The organism is Hymenobacter monticola, from assembly GCF_022811645.1.
In the GTDB taxonomy this organism is placed as follows: Bacteria; Bacteroidota; Bacteroidia; order Cytophagales; family Hymenobacteraceae; genus Hymenobacter; species Hymenobacter monticola.
Genome location: NZ_CP094534.1, coordinates 3,047,408 through 3,064,662 on the forward strand (window position 1 = coordinate 3,047,408; position 17,255 = coordinate 3,064,662).

Here is a 17,255-nt window from a genome sequence, read left to right on the forward strand (position 1 = left end):
GGTATGGGTTTACGAAGTATGGCTTTTCGCCGTACCTTCGCCGCACGTTTCTTGCTCATCTGACCGAGAAGTTAGGTGCTCTTCCACCTTCTTCTTCGAAGCCCTTGGTATTCCCGTACCAAGGGCTTCACCTTTTCAGGGGTAGCCGTGTGGTGAGGTGGAAAAACCGTGCGGTAGGGCGAAGGTAATTGGCTGCTAGGCCTATTCTACTTACTTAAGAGATGCTTGCGGTATTCTTCCGCAATCATTCCAAATGCTACAAACCTGTTAGCAGAGGCGCCATAGTTTTGAACAGCAAAAGCAACAGCTGCTTCTACTGTGTTAAAAACATGGTTTATACCCAAAGGAGCATCTTCTGGGTCAATTACACTGAACTCGTGAACATCGTAAAAATCTTCTTCGCCTTCATCGAATGATTCGAAGTAGGTTAAGCCAAATTGCTTTTCTTCGCGGTTAAGCGCAATCCATTTAATGACCGTATAATCCGCCTTATGAACATGGGAAAGCCACTGTTCAACAGGCTTTCCCATGTTCACACGAGCCACTAATTCTTGAGGAGAAAGGTATAAGGTCATTGTGCCGTTTGCTGTGAATGATACGCGGACTCGCAGAGTCCACGCTACATCGCCTTATACTCGTTCCAGCTCTTAATCTTCAAATCCTTCATCTCCAGCGTGCAGAAAGCCTGAATAAACGCTTTTGCGAGGCGCGCATTCGTTAGCAGCGGCACGCCGAAGTCGATGGCCGTGCGGCGAATTTTGTAGTCATTATCCAGCTCGCCTTTCGACAGGTTTTTGGGAATATTAATTACCAGGTCAATTTTCTTGTCCTTCAGGTACGTCAGCACGTTGGGCTCCTGCATTTCGTCGGGCCAGTAGAGCAGGCTGCTGGGGATGCCGTTTTCGGCGAAGAAGCGGTGCGTGCCCTGCGTGGCGAAAATGGTGTAGCCTTTCTTCACCAGCAGCTCCGTGGCCGACAGCAGGGCGACTTTGGAGGTGAGGGGACCGCCGGAAATCAGCACCGTTTTCTGCGGGATTTTGTAGCCCACGCTCAGCATCGATTTCAGCAGGGCTTCCTCGGCGGTGTCGCCTAGGCAGCCCACTTCGCCGGTGCTCACCATATCCACGCGCAGCACCGGGTCGGCGCCGGGCAGGCGGGTGAAGGAGAACTGCGGGGCCTTCACGCCCACGTAGGGCAGGTCGTATACTCGCTCGCTGTCGTCGCGCTCCACTTTCTTGCCCAGCAGCACCTGCGTGGCCTTCTGAATCAGGTTGTGGCCCGATACTTTCGACACGAAGGGGAAGCTGCGCGAGGCGCGGATGTTGCACTCAATCACCCGGATTTCGCCGTTTTTGTCCAGAAACTGAATGTTCAGCGGGCCGCTGATTTCGTAGCGCCGGGCAATTTTCTCGGCGATGACTTTCAGCTTGCGGATGGTGCGCACGTACACTTTCTGAGGCGGGTAGTACATGGTGGCGTCGCCGGAGTGCACCCCGGCAAATTCCACGTGCTCGGAAATAGCGTAGCTCACGATTTCGCCCTTGTCGGCCACCGCGTCCAGCTCAATTTCCTTGGCGTCCTGAATGAACTCGGACACCACCACCGGGTATTCGGCGCTCACCTCCACAGCCGTTTGCAGGAAAGCGTCCAACTCGTGGGGATTCGACACCACGTTCATGGCCGCACCCGACAGCACGTAGCTCGGCCGAATCAGCACCGGGAAGCCCACTTCCTGCACGAATTCGTGCATGGCTTCCAGCGAAGTCAGCTCCTTCCAGCGGGGCTGCGCAATGCCCAGCTCGTCCATGATGCTGGAGAACTTGTGGCGGTTTTCGGCCTCGTCGATGCGGGCCGGCGCGGTGCCCAGGATGGGCGCTTTGGCCTCGGCCAGGCGGGTGGCGAGGTTGTTCGGAATTTGCCCGCCGGTGGAGAGGATGACACCTTCCGGCTGCTCAAACTCCAGGATGTCCATCACCCGCTCGAAGCTCAGCTCTTCGAAATACAGCCGGTCCGACACGTCGTAGTCGGTCGAAACGGTTTCGGGGTTGTAGTTGATAATGATGGTTTTGTAGCCTTCGGCGGCGGCCGTTTGCACGGCGTTCACGCCGCACCAGTCAAACTCCACCGACGAGCCGATGCGGTACACGCCCGAGCCCAGCACCAGCACCGACTTGTCGGTTTCGGGTTCCAGGTCGTTTTCGGTGCCATGGTAGGTGCTGTAGAGGTAGTTGGTTTTGGCCGGGAACTCGGCCGCCAGCGTGTCAATCTGCTTGATGACGGGCAGCACGCCCAGCGCCTTGCGGCGGGCGCGCACCCGCAATTCGTCGGCCTTCACGTCGCCCTCGCCCAGCAGCTGCACGGCAATCTGCTGGTCGGAGAAGCCAGCCTTCTTGGCCTCGCGCAGCAGGCTGGTTTCCAGCCCGTCCACGCCCGCGCTGCGGCCGGCGCTCAGCTGCTTGCCCAGCCGGAAGATGGTGAGTAAACGCTGCAAAAACCAGTGGTCGATTTTGGTGAGCTCGTGCACCTGCTCCAGCGTGTAGCCGGCCTCAAACGCTAGGTTGATGGCGAAGATGCGCTCCTCGTTGGGCTCGCTCAGCAGCTGGTCAATCGTCGCATTATCAACGGTTTCGGGCTTGTTGGCCACGAAGCCGCGCTTGCCGGTGTCCAGCATCCGCAGGCCTTTCTGGATGGCTTCCTCGAAGGATTTGCCGATGGCCATAACTTCGCCCACGCTTTTCATGGCCGAGCCAATCTGTCGGTTTACGCCCTCGAACTTGCCCAGGTCCCAGCGCGGCAGCTTCACCACCACATAGTCCAGGGCCGGCTCGAAAAACGCCGAGGTCGTCTGCGTCACGCTGTTTTTCAACTCCGACAGCGAGTAGCCCAAACTCAGCTTGGCCGCCACAAACGCCAGCGGGTAGCCCGTGGCTTTCGAGGCCAGCGCCGACGAGCGGGAGAGACGTGCATTCACCTCAATCACGCGGTAATCTTCCGACACGGGGTCGAGGGCGTACTGAATGTTGCACTCGCCTACGATGCCCAGGTGGCGGATGGTCTTGATGCCGATGCTGCGCAGCTTGTGGTACTCGCGGTTGCTCAGCGTCTGCGACGGGGCCACTACGATGCTCTCGCCGGTGTGAATGCCGATGGGGTCGAAGTTCTCCATGTTGCAGACCGTGATGCAGTTATCGTACTGGTCGCGCACCACTTCGTACTCCACTTCCTTCCAGCCCTTCAAGGATTCCTCCACCAGAATCTGGTCGGAAGTGGTGAAGGATTTTTGGGCCAGGGCCCGCAGCTCGTCCATGTTGTTGGCGAAGCCGCTGCCCAGGCCGCCCAGCGCAAACGCCGCCCGCACAATGATGGGGAAGCCGATTTTCTCGCCCGCCGCCAGGGCGTCTTCCATCGTCGTCACGGCCACGCTGCGGGCCGTGAACACGCCAATCTGGTCGAGCTTGTCTTTGAAAATATCCCGGTCTTCGGTGTCGATGATGCTCTGCACGGGCGTGCCCAGCACCTTCACGTTATACTTCTCAAACACGCCGGCGCGGTACAGGGCCACGGCGCAGTTCAGCGCCGTTTGGCCGCCAAAGGCCACCAGAATGCCATCGGGCTGCTCTTTCTTGATGACTTCCTCCACGAAGAAGGGCGTCACGGGCAGGAAGTACACGTCGTCGGCAATGTTGTCCGACGTCTGCACGGTGGCAATGTTGGGGTTGATGAGGATGGTGCGGATGCCTTCCTCCTTCAGCGCCTTGAGGGCCTGCGAGCCGGAATAATCGAACTCCCCGGCCTCGCCAATTTTCAGCGCGCCGGAACCAAGGATGAGAACTTTGTTGGGTTTGTTCATTCTAAGGATTGGGTAACAGACCGTTGAGGTCGTGTTAAAAGGCAGTCGTTTGAAGTCTGCTGAAGCGTAGAGCCTACGTGGCAGGGTAAGATTTATTTGCTGATAAAGAGGGTGTCGCTTTTCACGATTTCCCACTTGTTGGACGCCCGTTTGGTCATCCAGATTTTGATGGTGGCATCTGCCCGCTCGCCGTCCAACAGAAAGCGATAAATGAGCGTGTCTTTCGTCGCACTCATGTTTTCAACCTTGAAGTGCCGGGCAGTTATTTCGCCCGTTCGGTCGGTTATTCTGGGAGAGTCCCGCGCCGAATTCATGGCCGCGTTAATTAAATCGCCTGGCTCCCCCAACACGGCTCTTAAAATGGTTTGCTGGCCCATATTCCGGATGAAAATGAACGCGGCGAAAGCCAGAATTCCCACCAGCAAGTACCCCCAGTATCGGAACCCCCGGCTTTCGGTTTGCATAAGAATGGCGCGTTGAGGACAGTGAAAGGCAAGTTATCGATTCTTGTGCTCCGCCACCGACTTCAGAAACTCATCAAACAGATACTCGGTATCCTCCGGGCCACCGGCAGCTTCGGGGTGGAACTGGGTGGAAAAGAACGGCTTGGTTTTGTGCTTGATGCCTTCGCAGGTGCCGTCGTTCAGGTTCTCAAACAGCATTTCCCACTCGGCGGGCAGCGTAGCGGTATCTACCGCGAAGCCGTGGTTTTGGCTGGTGATGAAGCTGCGCTTGGTGCCCGTGAGCAGCACCGGCTGGTTGTGGCTGCGGTGGCCGTATTTTAGCTTGAAGGTGTCGCCGCCAGCGGCCAAACTCATGAGCTGGTTGCCGAGGCAGATGCCGAAAATGGGCTTGTCCTGCTGCAGGGCGGTTTGGAGGTGGGCTATGGTGGCGGTGCACATCTTGGGGTCGCCGGGGCCGTTGCTCAGGAACAGGCCGTCGTAGTCGATTTTGGTGAAATCGTAGTCCCAGGGCACGCGAATCAGCTCCACGTCGCGCTCCAGAAAGCAGCGAATGATGTTGGTTTTGGTGCCGCAGTCCACCAGCACGATTTTGTGCTGGCCACTGCCGTAGTGTTGCACGCCGGGCTGGCTCACCTGGGCCACGAGGTTGTCCTGGTTGGGGTCGTGCAGCGGAATGTCTTCGCCGGCCACTATTTTGCCCAGCATGGCGCCTTTCTCGCGCAGCTTCTTGGTGAGCATGCGGGTATCGACGCCGAAAATGCCGGGGATGTTGTACTCGGCCAGCCAGTCGCCGAGGCTTTTGGCGGCGTTCCAGTGGCTATGCTCCTCCGAGTAGTAATTGACCACCAGCCCGGCAATGTGGATTTTGTCGGACTCGAAAATCTTCGAAATCGACTCGTACAGCTCCTCGCCGGGCACGCCGTAGTTGCCCACCATGGGGTAGGTGAGCACCAGAATCTGGCCGGCGAAGGAGGGGTCCGTCAGGTTTTCGGGGTAGCCGGTCATGGCCGTGCTGAACACCACTTCGCCCGCCACCGACGTGTAGGCGCCAAAGGAAGTGCCCTCGATTTCGGTGCCGTCTTCGAGGATGAGTTTAACCTGTTTCGTGTTTTCCAATCTAGTAGGAGTGTTAAAAAAAACGGCTGAACGCTAAGCGCTCCAGCCGTTTCCCTATTGTTGATATTTTACTGACCGTACGCTGTCGTCACGCAGCTTTATTAGTATCTGGCTACCATCGGTATCGGGTAGCTCGTAGGCCATTACCAGCAAGGAATCGTCCTTTGATTTTTCCCAATAAGAGGAATCGGGCGTTGATAAGGTATTTAAAACCTGCTGCCTCGTCATGCCTTCTTTCGTCTGGCTCATCCGGGTGATGCGATTGATAGTGCTGTAGGCCCCGACGTAGAGTTTCAAATAAAGCCCGTATCCGACCGACAAGCAGCAGCAGATAATGATGGCGATAGTTGAGAGTTTCATCGGGTCAACATCCTAAATCGAATTCGACTTCACGCCACAAAGATGCGGCACAACGGCAAAAAAATTAGTCAAGTGCCGAGGCTTGTTGGATAATTTCTACCGATTTCTCTGTCAGCGCATACAGCGCCTTCAAGAACTGGTCGACTTCTACCTGGCTGATATTCAGCGGTGGCAGCAGCCGGAGAACGGTCGGGTCGGAGGCGTTGCCCACGAAAATGTGGTAGTCGCTCAGCAGTTTGTCGCGCACGTCCTTGATGGGGAAGTCGTACTTGATGCCCACCATCAGGCCCCGGCCGCGGATTTCTTCGGCGCCGGCGTGGGCCAGCAGTTCGCGGCGCAGGTAGTGGCCCATCTCGGCGGCGTGGGCGAGCAGGTTCTCATCTTCAATGACTTCGAGCACGGCCAAGGCGGCGGCGCAGGCCAGGTGGTTGCCGCCGAAGGTGGTGCCCAGCAGGCCGTAGGAGGCTTTCAGCTCCGGTGCAATCAGGATGCCGCCGATGGGGAAGCCGTTGCCCATGCCCTTAGCCACGGAAATGATGTCGGGCCGGATGCCGGCGTGCTGGTGGGCGAAGAACCTGCCACTGCGGCCGTAGCCGCTCTGCACCTCGTCAGCAATCAGGATGACGCCATATTGCTTGCACAGCGCCGCCAGTCCCTGCAGGAATTCATCGGAAGGCATAATGATGCCGCCCACGCCCTGAATCGGCTCGATGATGACGGCGCACACGTCGCCGCCTTGCAGCGTGGTTTCCACCGCCGCCAGGTCGTATTCGAGAAAGCTGATGGCGTGGCCCGCGTTGAAGGGCGCGACGATTTTCGGGTTGTCCGTAGCCGCCACCGCGCCCGAGGTACGGCCGTGAAACGCGCCTCTAAACGCTACCACGCGGGTTTTGCCGGTGTGGAAGGAGGCCAGCTTCAGCGCGTTCTCGTTGGCCTCGGCCCCCGAGTTACATAGAAACAGCGCGTAGTCCTCGTAGCCCGACACCTGGCCCAGCTTGTGCGCCAACTGCGTCTGAATCGGAATCTGCACCGAGTTGGAGTAGAAGCCGATGTTTTGCAGCTGTTCGGTGAGGCGCTGCACGTAGTGCGGGTGGCTGTGACCGATGGAAATAACAGCGTGGCCGCCGTAGAAATCCAGGTATTCCTGGCCCTGGTCGTCCCATAGCTTCGCGCCGAGCGCCTTCACGGGCGTGATGTTGACGAGGGGATAAACGTTGAAAAGCTCCATGTTATTTAGCTGTTAGTCGTTACCAATTAGTCTCGCAACTCAGTGATTCGATGGTAAACAGTATCTGATTTTATATCAAAAATTAAGTAGTGCATGAAAGGAGGCTTTAAACACTTGTAAACTTTTGAGCTTTTCAATTTCTCGTATCGCCAAAAAAAGGAATTTCGCTCGTTTTTTTCTTCGGGGGCGATTCTCAGTGGGCCGCTAGATTCTACAACGTGGCACGCATCTGATGTGTAATAACTCAGTTTAGTGTCAGGTTTAATTGCTTCAACTCCGGCCAAAACCTTCTGCCGAGGTGCAGTATATACATAGTAGTCAACGTATAACATGGCCTGTGTATCGATTCGCACTCCATGCACCTCGTGAATAGTAGAATCCTTGATGAAAGATGGAACAAAGTTTCGAACGGAAGCCTGCTGAATAGTTTCAGATTCAATTACTTTTCCGTGGCATGCAACTAAAAAACAGTTTAACAGACACAATCGCCACTTCGTCCAAATTTGAGTAGTCATAATCCGGAGCCAATTAATTCGCAATTAAAAAAACGAAGCCTTACTCATCAACCCCGCAGTTTCCGGCAGACCAAACAGCAAGTTCATATTCTGCACCGCTTGGCCCGAGGCGCCTTTTACCAGATTATCAATAACCGAGGTAATTAATAATTGCTTGCCCTGCTTCTGCACGTGCAGCAGGCATTTGTTGGTATTCACCACCTGCTTGAGGTGGATTTCCTTGTCCGAAGCCGTGGTGAACGGTGCGTCAGTATAGAACTGCTTGTACAGCTCCCGCGCCTCGTCCTGCGTCAACTCCGACGGCGTGTAAACGCTGGCGAAAATGCCCCGCGAGAAATTGCCGCGGTAGGGGATGAAGTGCATCTCGGCGTCCGAATGCGGCTGCAGCTGCGCCAGGCTCTCACCGATTTCGCCAAGGTGCTGGTGCGTGAAGGGCTTGTAGATGGACACGTTGTTGGTGCGCCACGAGAAATGCACCGTTTCCGACAGGCTCTGCCCTGCGCCGGTCGAGCCGGTGATGGCCGACACGTGGATGTCGTCGGTGAGCCGGCCGGCCTGCGCCAGCGGCAGCAGCGCCAGTTGAATGGCCGTGGCGAAGCAGCCCGGGTTGGCGATGCTCTGGGCTTGTTGGATGCGGCTTTTGTTCAGCTCCGGCAGGCCGTACACGAACTCGCGGCCTTCAAACTCGGCGTCCGCATTCAGGCGGAAGTCGTTGCTCAGGTCGATGACGTGCGTGGTTTCGGGCAGGGCGTTTTTGTGCAGCCACGCTTTCGAATTGCCGTGGCCGAGGCACAGAAACACCACGTCCTCGTCGCCGGCCAATTCGGAGGCAAACACCAAATCGGTTTCGCCTACCAGGTCATCGTGCACCTGATAAACGGGGTTGCCCGCGTTCGAGGAGCTGACGATGCCGCCCAGCTCTACGAACTCGTGGTGCAGCAGAATGCGGATGAGCTCGCCGGCCGTGTAGCCGGCGCCGCCCACGATGCCGGCCTTAATTTTCATCGTGCAGGCTGTTGCTGATTTTCAACTGGTTGCCGAAAATCTTGATGAATCCCCGAGCATCGCGCGAATCCCAGGCGTTGTTTTCCTCGCCATAGGTGGCCACTTTCGACTGCATCATGTCGTACTTCGATTCCACGCCGAGCAGGTCGAACTGGTAGGGCTTGAGCTGCACGAACACCTTGCCCGATACGTGGTTTTGCGACGACGTGAGGAAGGCTTCCATGTCGCGCATCACCGGGTCGAGGTACTGCGCCTCGTGCAGCAGCGTGCCGTACCAGTTGGCGATGTAGTCCTTGTGCAGCAGCTGCCAGCGGGTGCTGGTGTGCTTTTCCAGCAAGTGGTGCGCCTTGATAAGAATGAGTGGCGCGGGCGCCTCAAAACCTACCCGGCCTTTGATGCCGAGAATGGTATCGCCCACGTGAATGTCGCGGCCCACGGCGAAGGCCGCGCCCAGCTCGTTCAGCTTCTGAATCAGGGCCACGGGCTCCAGCGTTTCGCCATTCAAAGCCACGGGCTCGCCTTTTTCGAAGGTGATTTCCACGCGCTCCGAATCCTGCCGCTGCAGCTGCGACGGATAAGCGCTTTCGGGTAGCGCCTCGTGCGAGGTCAGCGTTTCGACGCCGCCCACGCTGGTGCCCCAGATGCCTTTGTTGATGGAATATTTTGCTTTCTCCCAGCTCATTTCGAAGCCCTGTTTTTGCAGGTACTCAATCTCGGCCTGGCGCGACAGTTTCAGGTCGCGGATGGGCGTGAGGATTTCCGTTTTCGGCGCAATCACGGCGAAAGCCACATCAAAGCGCACCTGGTCGTTGCCGGCGCCGGTGCTGCCGTGCACGATGTAGTCGGCCTCGTTGGCGCGGGCGTATTCGGCAATGGCCAGCGACTGAAACATGCGCTCGGCGCTCACGCTCAGCGGGTAAGTGTCGTTCTTCAACACGTTGCCGAACAGCAGGTAGCGCAGGCAGTCCTGGTAGAAGCGCGTCGTTACGTCAATCACCTCGTGTTTCACCGAGCCCAACTCGTAGGCGCGCTTCTCGATGGCGGCCAACTCCTCGGCCGTGAAACCACCGGAATTGACGATGACGGTGTGGACTTCCAAATCAAGCTCGCGCGACAAATAGACGGCGCAAAACGAGGTGTCGAGGCCGCCGCTATAGGCGAGAATGGCTTTTTTCTTCATTTATTGTGCAGAATCGGTTTCAGAGGGAGTAGGAGCGGGGTCGGTGCCGATGGGCAGGGGCGGCGTGATGTGCGCGGCAAAGTCGGGCACTTGCACCTGCACTAGCTGCTTCTCGGGCGTGTCGTAGAGCATACCGGTGCAGAGGCACATTTTGCGCTCGTTCTCCATCAGAATGCTATAGTTTTTGCAGCTTTTGCAGCCCTTCCAGAAGTCTTCGCTGGTGGTGAGCTCCGAGAAGGTGACGGGTTCGTAGCCCAGGTCGGTGTTGATTTTCATCACGGCCAGGCTGGTCGTGATGCCGAAAATCTTGGCCTGCGGGTACTTGGTGCGCGACAGTTCAAACACAGCCTGCTTGATGGCCCGGCCCACGCCGCCCTTGCGGATTTCGGCGTTTACAATCAGGCCCGAATTGACGACAAAAGTCTTGTCGTCAAAGGTTTCGATGTAGCAAAAACCGGCCAGCTCGTCATCGACAAAAGCAATGATGCCGTCGCCGCTGGCCATTTTTTGCGCCACGTAGGCTGGCTCGCGCTTGGCGATGCCCGTGCCCCGCGTTTTGGCCGACTCGACGTACCATTGGCATAATAGTTCAGCGTACTGTGCGTCCGCTGCCGTTGCAACCCGAATTGTCATTGATTTTAAAAAACTTAGGGATAGATGCGCGGCTTTTCTGGGTACCCGTTTCGAATGTTCTACGGGAAACTCCGGCGAAAGCCCAAACCTGTCTGTAAGTTGAGCGGATACTGGCCCGGCTCAAAGGGCTGGCCAAGGGGCCAACATGCGGCTGCTGAAGCCGCTAGGGTCGTCGCACAAGAGCGCACGTCATTTCGCGCACGTCGGCCACCACCGGCTGGAAGGCCGGAGCGGGCATCAGGGACGTGGAAACGAGGAGGGGCATGGCGAAAAGCAAAGTCGATTCGGCGCTCTAACGAAGCCGCGAACCAAGAGGTTCAATTCTGCCGCAAAGGTAGAAGTACCTACTTTTGCTCACAACATTTCCCGCATTATTTTTGAATGAAGCGCCGCCGGCCTCCGGGTAGGCGCCAGCAGGTGAAGCCGTGATGAAGCCCGAATTACACGTATTTAAAATTGGCGGTGGCATAATTGATAACGAATCCGATTTGATGGAATTCGTACGATTATTTGCCGAGATAAATGGCCCGAAAATTCTCGTGCACGGCGGCGGCAAAGGCGCCAGCGAGATGCTCCAACATCTGGGCATTGCCCCCCGCATGGTCAACGGCCGCCGCATCACCGACGCGGCCACGCTGGATTTGGTAACCATGTTCTACGCCGGCAAAACCAACAAACAAATTGTGGTGGCGCTGCAAAGTCGCGGCGTCAACGCGCTGGGCCTCAGCGGCGCCGATGGTAACGTGATTCAGGCCACGAAGCGCCCGGTGCGCGAAATCGACTACGGTTTTGTGGGAGATTTGAGCGAGGCCAGTGTGAATACGAACCTTATTCATCAGTTCATAACGCTGGGACTGACGCCGGTGTTCTGCCCGATTAATCACGACGGCCAAGGGCAATTATTAAATACCAACGCCGATACCATTGCAGCTTCGGTAGCGAAGGCTCTGAGTAAAGAATATGCCGTTGCGCTGCATTTTTGCTTTGAAAAGCGCGGCGTGCTGACCGACGTTAGCGACGGCAATTCAGTAATTGCAAAAATTAATCTGGCGAATTACGCCGAGTTAAAAGAAAGCGGCATCATTGCCGATGGCATGCTGCCAAAATTAGAGAATGCTTTTGATGCGCTGCAATTTGGCGTCGAAAAAGTAATTATTGAGCACGCGCTGCATATCAACGACCCGCTGAAAACAACGCTATGCCTGACTTGATAACCCGGCTGAGCGATGAAGCCGTTGAGCTATTAATTCGGCTGATTAATACGCCGTCCTTTTCTCGCGAAGAAGCCGGTACAGCCACGCTGATTGAGGAGTTTCTGACGGTGCACGGCGTGACGGCAAAGCGCCAGCAGAACAACGTATGGGCCATTTCGCAGCACTTCGATGCCAGCAAGCCCACAATACTGCTCAACTCTCACCACGACACCGTGAAGGCCGGTGCGGGCTGGCAATACGACCCTTTTGGCGCGGTGCTGGAAGGCGATAAATTAATTGGGCTGGGTAGTAACGACGCGGGCGCTTCGGCAGTAAGCTTGCTGGCAACCTTCCTGTATTTCCAGGACAAGCCTAGCGCGTTCAATTTAATTTGTGCTATTACCGCCGAGGAAGAAATTTCGGGCGCTAACGGCATTCGTAGCGTATTACCGGAGTTTGGAAAAATTGACCTAGGAATTGTGGGCGAGCCCACCGGCATGAACATGGCCATTGCCGAAAAAGGCTTAATTGTGCTCGACTGCACAGCTCATGGCAAAACCGGCCACGCTGCCCGCGATGAAGGTGAAAATGCCCTTTACAAGGCGCTGGATGATATTCAATGGCTGCGGCAGTTTCAGTTTCCTGAGGTGTCGGCGCTGCTGGGGCCCGTGAAGACGACGGTGACGCAGATAAGCGCCGGTGCGCAGCACAACGTGGTGCCGGACAGGTGTCAGTTTGTAATTGACGTGCGGACGAATGAGCTGTACCAGAACCAGAAAATTGTTAATTTCCTGCGTGAGAAATTACAGTCGGAAATTGTGCCACGCTCCACGCATTTAAATTCATCAAGCATTGGCGAAACGCATCCGCTGATTCAGAAGGGAATGGCAATGGGCAAGACGACCTATGGCTCGCCCACGTTGTCGGACCAGGCGATGATGCCGTTTGCAACGCTGAAAATGGGGCCGGGCGAAAGCGCCCGCTCGCACACGCCGGACGAATTTATTTTACTAAGCGAGATTAAATCGGGCATCCGGGATTACATCGAATTGCTAACGGACTTGCAATTCTAAAGCATTGCCGTGGCATAAATGCCAGCCGCACGTTGCACAACTTTATTTAAACCCTGCGAAACTTCGCGCTATGAAAATCTGGGAGAAAGGCATTGCCGTTGATAAGAAAATTGAGCAGTTTACCGTAGGCCACGACCGGGAGCTGGACCTGTATCTGGCTAAGTTCGACGTGCAAGCCTCTAAGGCGCAGGCCAACATGCTGGCCAAAGCAGGACTACTGAGCGCGGCAGAGAACCAACAGCTGCAGCAGGGCTTGGAAGAGCTGGCTGCTGAAATTGAGGGTGGCACCTTCACCATCGGCGAGGAATTTGAGGACGTGCACTCCAAGATTGAGCACTACCTGACCGAGAAGTTTGGCGACGCGGGCAAGAAAATCCACACGGCCCGCTCGCGCAACGACCAGGTGCTGACGGCCATTCAGCTGTTTATTAAAGACTACACCGAGCGCACGGCTGCCCGGATGTTGGCGCTAACCGAAGTGCTTTTGCAAAAAGCCGAGGCCCACCAAAACGACTTGCTGCCGGGCTACACGCACTTTCAGGCGGCCATGCCGAGCAGCTTTGGGCTGTGGTTTTCGGCCTATGCCGAGCATTTGCTGCTGGATTTGGCCTTGTTCGAGGCAGCGCACACGGTGGCCGACCAGAACCCGCTGGGTTCGGGCGCCGGCTTCGGCAGCAGTTTCCCCATCGACCGTGAGATGACAACGCGCGAAATGGGGTTCGGCAGCGTGGCCGTAAGCAGCGTGGGCGCCCAAATGCTGCGCGGCAAAACCGAGAAAACGCTGGCCTTCGCCATTGCCGGGGCGGCGGGCACACTGGGCAAGCTGGCGTACGACCTGGTGCTGTACAACAGCCAGGATTTGGGCTTCGTGACGCTGCCGAAGGAGTTCACGACGGGCTCCAGCATCATGCCGCACAAGAAAAACCCCGACGTGTTTGAGCTGGTGCGCGGCCACGCCAACCGCTTGCAGGCGCTGCCCAACGACATCATTCTGGCCACCAGCAACCTGCCTAGCGGCTACCACCGCGACTTTCAGCTGCTGAAGGAACTACTGTTTGGGCCCATGATGCAATTCTCCGATTTGCTGGACATGCTGCTGTTTGCGCTGCCCGAAATCAAGATTAATGCCGGCGTAATTGAACAGGGGAAATACGACCCGATTTTCTCGGTGGAGAATATCAATCAATTAATTATCGCCGGGGTGCCGTTTCGCGACGCGTACCAGCAGGTGGGCCGGGCCGTGGAAGACGGCAGCTACGTGCCGCACCGCACGTTTCAAACCACCCATCTGGGCAGCGTTCACAACCTGGGGCTAGCGAAAATTGCGGAGAAAGTGGAGAACTTGAAAAGCAAAAGCCCCTTGCTGAATGGATTGATTGCCTAACTCCGGCAAATAGGGGCAGTATTGGCCGCTAATTCTCCAATGCTTTACCATCATAAAAAAAGCCGTTCCTGACTGGCAGGAACGGCTTTCTGATTATTTAGCTAACTCATTAGCCCGTTACTGGGCGATGCGCTGGCTGAAGGTGCCGGCCACGGTAATGAGGCGCACAATGTACACGCCCGTGGGCAGCGAGCCCAGGTCGAGCGCCCAACGGCCGGTTTGGCTGGCGTCGGCCACGGGCGTGGCCTTTTGCAGGCGGCCCACGGCGTCGAACACCTGCACGGTGGCGGGCGCTACCAGTGCCTCGGCGGGCAAGGTGCTGAGCACCGTCCACTGGCGAGCCGTGCCGCCGGGGTACACGGCCAAGGTATGGCTGCTGGCACTGCCCAGCTTCACGGTGCGTACGGACGAGTAGTTAGCGGTGCCATCCAAATCGACTTGGCGCAGGCGGTAGTAGCTGGTACCGGGCAGCGGCTGTTCATCGGTGAAATCGTACACTTTCTGGGTTTGGGAGGAGCCGGCGGCCTCTACGGTGGCGAAGTCGCGGAAGGTTTTGCCGTCCATCGAGCGTTCTACCACGAAGTTGCGGCTGTTCTTTTCCGATGCTGTCACCCAGTGCAGGGCCACTTGTTTTTTGTCGGTGGCCGTGGCCGAGAAGATGACTAGTTCGACGGGCAGCGGCCTGGGGCAGGCTGTGACCAACGCATCGCAGGCCCGCTCGTTGGCGTTGGCACCGGCCACGGGGCCGGGGCAGCCGGTGGTGGCCTGCTGGGCGCACACGGTGGTCACGAGCGAGGCCGCGCAGTTATTGGCCAGCTTGTTCACCGCCCCGTTGCCGCCATACACGCAGCCCGTGATGCGCACGCTGCCGGTGCCGCAGAGGGTGTTGTTGGCCCCGCCGCCGGTCACGTCCACGTTGCCGTTAATTATCACGCGGCTGTTGTCGGTGATGTTGGAGTTCATGAGCACCAGGTTGCAATCGGTGGCCAGCGTGGTGGGGGCAGCAGCGTTGAGCGGAGCGTCGACGGTGACGGTGGCTTTGTTGACGGTAAGCTGCGCCACCCGTACGGTACTGCCGGGCGCCACCGTGAGCCGGGTACTGACCTGAGCGCCGGTGCCATCGCCGAGCCGCAAATCGGACCCACCTACCAAGGAGCCGCCGCCCAGCACGCTAATCGACCCATTTTTGCCTACTTGGTAGTTGACGTCGAGCGAGACGTTAAATCCCTCGATGATGATAATGTCATCGCTGCCGGGGGTGGGGGCACCGCCGCAGGTTGAGCTCCAGGTGCTGGCGCTGGAGAAGGAACCACTGTTAATGGCACGATAAGTACACTGGCTCTGCGCAAAGGCATTAATAGAAACAAGGCTATTAAATGTCATTGCTAATGTAAGGAGCGAAAAAATCTTTTTCATAGTAAAAACTGGATTATTGCGATAAAAAGCTGCAACCCTCCTTCTACAATGAAATGCAGAGAAAAATTCTCTAATTATATAATAAGTGTATAAAGTGCAAAATCTGGCTCGCTCACAATTAACATGGTGCTGTTATATAAAGCGGCCATGTTTCTGGCATCACACCCAAGCCAAACAAAATTGCAAAGCTGTTCATTTGGCCTTTCAAAGTCTAGCAACCACCTTATAAGACTTGGTTCTGCCCTGCCCGAGGCCGGTCAGGACCACGCCAGCACCACGGTGCCGGCTAAAATCAGTCCAGCACCCAGCGCGCCGCGCAGGGAAAGCGATTCACCTAAAAATGCCACGGCCAATATCAGCGCCAACGCCACGCTGAGTTTGTCGACGGGCGCCACCCGGCTCACGGGGCCCAACTTGAGGGCGCGGAAGTAGCACAGCCACGACGCCCCCGTGGCCAGCCCCGACAGCACCAGAAACAGCCAGGTGCGCTGCGTGAGGGCGGGCAGCCCAGCCGTGGCCCCGCGCGCGATGGCAATGCCCCAGGCCAGGAGGAGAATGACGACCGTGCGAATGGCAGTGGCGAGGTCGGAGTCGACCCCTTTGATGCCGATTTTGGCAAAGATGGCAGTGAGGGCGGCGAAGAAGGCGGAAAGCAGCGCGTAGGGAAGCCACATGGTGAGTGAGGGAGAGAAAGGGGAGTGGGGGAGGGAGGGAGAAGCCGAAAGCTGGATTCAACTCCAGCGACAGGGGGGGAAACCGGCTACGGAGGCGTTGGGATGGTCGATGTTCGTTGTCGGTTCGGGAAGCGAAAGCGTCATCTGGGATGAAACGGGTGAGGCCAGAGCGACGGGCAGCTGGTGCCCGGCGGCCTGGGGCGCACCGAAAATTGCCTGCAGCCGGGGCTGTATTTTCTTACGCAATAGGTGGCCGGTTGAACGAATAGCAGGTGCTGTCTGCTCTTAGGCAGACTCCAGCACTTTTCTTGTGAGTCCTCGCGCCACCAATTGCGGGGTTTTGCTGTTTAAGGCTTATGCCTACCCCGTCTGCTTCTCGCCCCGACCTCCTCCGCCTCGACTACGACACTTACCGCGCCATGCCTGCCGTGGCCAACTCGGACCTCTCGCGCTTGCGCGACGCCCTCGACGGGCGCCCGCCGCGCGCCCACAGCACTTCCAACGACGGCGCCTTAAGCTTTGGTACCGCTTTCCACACGGCCCTGCTGGAGCCCGACGACTACGTGCCCGGCCAGCCCGGCTTGAATGATACCCTGGTCTGGTGGCTGGTGGACGGCGTAAAAATGGACGCCCGGCTGAACGAGCTGCTGGCCGTGGGCCGCTCCGAAATGAGCGCCCTGTTCACCGAGCCCGTAACTGACACGCTCTGCAAGCTGCGCGCCGACCTCATTGTGGATGACCCGGCCCAGCCCTTTACCATCATCGACTTCAAAACCACCATGGCGCGCGACGCCGACCATTTCCTCTGGCAATGCTCGGCCTACGACTACGACCGGCAGGCCGCTTTCTACACCGATGCGCTGCGCGCCGAACGGTTTCTGCTGGTAGGGGTGCAGAAGGTGGAGCCCTTCGGCGTGTTCACCATCGAAGTAAGCGAGCAGATGCTGGCCGAAGGCCGCCAGAAATACCAGCGCCTGCTGCGCCTGCTGAAAGCACCCGCCTCCGCCCCCGCCTATCGGGCCGAGGCCGTGCAGGCCGCGGTTGATTCCCTGGGACTCGGGGCCGGGGAGTAGGGGGCGGGCAGTGGTGGCGTGAGGTATTCCGGAAGCCAGGTTCATGCTGTTCAAGTGCACTGGTTTTCTATTGACCTCCGGATACGTGCCC

Annotated in this window: 15 protein-coding genes; 4 read left to right on the forward strand and 11 right to left on the reverse strand. The window is 57.4% G+C overall.

The window, feature by feature from the left end; genetic code table 11:
• Window positions 1-206 precede the first annotated feature (206 nt).
• The 9 genes from MTP16_RS12770 to MTP16_RS12810 form a co-directional block, all read right to left on the reverse strand.
• Complete coding sequence (locus tag MTP16_RS12770; protein WP_243509125.1) at window positions 207-575, reverse strand: hypothetical protein; 369 nt, start codon at window positions 573-575, stop codon at window positions 207-209.
• Between the two features lie 44 nt (window positions 576-619).
• A complete protein-coding gene (carB, locus tag MTP16_RS12775) occupies window positions 620-3,850 on the reverse strand; it encodes a carbamoyl-phosphate synthase (glutamine-hydrolyzing) large subunit (RefSeq protein WP_243509129.1) in 3,231 nt (1,076 codons plus the stop codon).
• A 92-nt stretch (window positions 3,851-3,942) separates the two neighbouring features.
• The gene (locus tag MTP16_RS12780; protein WP_243509132.1) at window positions 3,943-4,314 is read right to left on the reverse strand and encodes a hypothetical protein; all 372 of its coding nucleotides are present in this window, start codon (window positions 4,312-4,314) and stop codon (window positions 3,943-3,945) included.
• A 33-nt stretch (window positions 4,315-4,347) separates the two neighbouring features.
• On the reverse strand, window positions 4,348-5,430 hold the full coding sequence (carA, locus tag MTP16_RS12785) for a glutamine-hydrolyzing carbamoyl-phosphate synthase small subunit (protein ID WP_243509135.1): 1,083 nt from the start codon (window positions 5,428-5,430) through the stop codon (window positions 4,348-4,350).
• A gap of 54 nt (window positions 5,431-5,484) precedes the next feature.
• Entirely contained in the window at window positions 5,485-5,790 is a 306-nt protein-coding gene (locus MTP16_RS12790; RefSeq protein ID WP_243509138.1) for a hypothetical protein, read from the reverse strand.
• 64 nt (window positions 5,791-5,854) lie between these two features.
• Window positions 5,855-7,018 carry an aspartate aminotransferase family protein gene (locus MTP16_RS12795; RefSeq protein ID WP_243509140.1) on the reverse strand — a complete coding sequence of 388 codons (1,164 nt, stop codon included), beginning with the start codon at window positions 7,016-7,018 and terminating at the stop codon, window positions 5,855-5,857.
• A gap of 539 nt (window positions 7,019-7,557) precedes the next feature.
• Entirely contained in the window at window positions 7,558-8,538 is a 981-nt protein-coding gene (gene argC / locus MTP16_RS12800; protein ID WP_243509144.1) for an N-acetyl-gamma-glutamyl-phosphate reductase, read from the reverse strand.
• Window positions 8,528-9,718: an argininosuccinate synthase gene (argG, locus tag MTP16_RS12805; RefSeq protein ID WP_243509147.1), complete on the reverse strand. Its 1,191-nt coding sequence runs from the start codon at window positions 9,716-9,718 to the stop codon at window positions 8,528-8,530. Before argG ends, argC begins: the two co-directional genes overlap by 11 nt.
• Entirely contained in the window at window positions 9,719-10,351 is a 633-nt protein-coding gene (locus MTP16_RS12810; RefSeq protein ID WP_243509151.1) for a GNAT family N-acetyltransferase, read from the reverse strand.
• A 428-nt stretch (window positions 10,352-10,779) separates the two neighbouring features.
• Between MTP16_RS12810 and argB the strand changes: the two genes are divergently transcribed.
• The 3 genes from argB to argH all read left to right on the forward strand — a co-directional run bounded on the left by argB (window position 10,780) and on the right by argH (window position 14,001).
• Window positions 10,780-11,562, forward strand: coding sequence for an acetylglutamate kinase (gene argB, locus MTP16_RS12815; protein ID WP_243520049.1), 783 nt, complete (start codon window positions 10,780-10,782; stop codon window positions 11,560-11,562).
• On the forward strand, window positions 11,550-12,617 hold the full coding sequence (locus MTP16_RS12820) for a M20 family metallo-hydrolase (protein ID WP_243509155.1): 1,068 nt from the start codon (window positions 11,550-11,552) through the stop codon (window positions 12,615-12,617). The genes argB and MTP16_RS12820 overlap by 13 nt, the downstream gene beginning before the upstream one ends.
• Window positions 12,618-12,687: 70 nt before the next feature.
• Window positions 12,688-14,001: an argininosuccinate lyase gene (gene argH, locus MTP16_RS12825; protein WP_243509158.1), complete on the forward strand. Its 1,314-nt coding sequence runs from the start codon at window positions 12,688-12,690 to the stop codon at window positions 13,999-14,001.
• Between the two features lie 117 nt (window positions 14,002-14,118).
• Here argH and MTP16_RS12830 read toward each other — a convergent pair whose 3' ends face one another.
• The gene (locus MTP16_RS12830) at window positions 14,119-15,384 is read right to left on the reverse strand and encodes a T9SS type A sorting domain-containing protein (RefSeq protein WP_243509162.1); all 1,266 of its coding nucleotides are present in this window, start codon (window positions 15,382-15,384) and stop codon (window positions 14,119-14,121) included.
• Window positions 15,385-15,674: 290 nt separating this feature from the next.
• A complete protein-coding gene (locus MTP16_RS12835) occupies window positions 15,675-16,091 on the reverse strand; it encodes an EamA family transporter (protein ID WP_243509165.1) in 417 nt (138 codons plus the stop codon).
• A gap of 356 nt (window positions 16,092-16,447) precedes the next feature.
• Here MTP16_RS12835 and MTP16_RS12840 point away from each other — a divergent pair, with 356 nt between their 5' ends.
• Window positions 16,448-17,164, forward strand: coding sequence for a PD-(D/E)XK nuclease-like domain-containing protein (locus MTP16_RS12840; protein ID WP_243509167.1), 717 nt, complete (start codon window positions 16,448-16,450; stop codon window positions 17,162-17,164).
• The last annotated feature ends 91 nt before the right edge of the window (window positions 17,165-17,255 follow it).

Coding starts and splice junctions, on each gene's coding strand:
- MTP16_RS12770 (WP_243509125.1), bottom strand. CDS start 575: ATGACCTTATACCTTTCTCCTCAAGAATTAGTGGCTCGTGTGAACATG.
- carB (WP_243509129.1), bottom strand. CDS start 3,850: ATGAACAAACCCAACAAAGTTCTCATCCTTGGTTCCGGCGCGCTGAAA.
- MTP16_RS12780 (WP_243509132.1), bottom strand. CDS start 4,314: ATGCAAACCGAAAGCCGGGGGTTCCGATACTGGGGGTACTTGCTGGTG.
- MTP16_RS12790 (WP_243509138.1), bottom strand. CDS start 5,790: ATGAAACTCTCAACTATCGCCATCATTATCTGCTGCTGCTTGTCGGTC.
- MTP16_RS12795 (WP_243509140.1), bottom strand. CDS start 7,018: ATGGAGCTTTTCAACGTTTATCCCCTCGTCAACATCACGCCCGTGAAG.
- argC (WP_243509144.1), bottom strand. CDS start 8,538: ATGAAAATTAAGGCCGGCATCGTGGGCGGCGCCGGCTACACGGCCGGC.
- argG (WP_243509147.1), bottom strand. CDS start 9,718: ATGAAGAAAAAAGCCATTCTCGCCTATAGCGGCGGCCTCGACACCTCG.
- MTP16_RS12810 (WP_243509151.1), bottom strand. CDS start 10,351: ATGACAATTCGGGTTGCAACGGCAGCGGACGCACAGTACGCTGAACTA.
- argB (WP_243520049.1), top strand. CDS start 10,780: ATGAAGCCCGAATTACACGTATTTAAAATTGGCGGTGGCATAATTGAT.
- MTP16_RS12820 (WP_243509155.1), top strand. CDS start 11,550: ATGCCTGACTTGATAACCCGGCTGAGCGATGAAGCCGTTGAGCTATTA.
- argH (WP_243509158.1), top strand. CDS start 12,688: ATGAAAATCTGGGAGAAAGGCATTGCCGTTGATAAGAAAATTGAGCAG.
- MTP16_RS12830 (WP_243509162.1), bottom strand. CDS start 15,384: ATGACATTTAATAGCCTTGTTTCTATTAATGCCTTTGCGCAGAGCCAG.
- MTP16_RS12835 (WP_243509165.1), bottom strand. CDS start 16,091: ATGTGGCTTCCCTACGCGCTGCTTTCCGCCTTCTTCGCCGCCCTCACT.
- MTP16_RS12840 (WP_243509167.1), top strand. CDS start 16,448: ATGCCTACCCCGTCTGCTTCTCGCCCCGACCTCCTCCGCCTCGACTAC.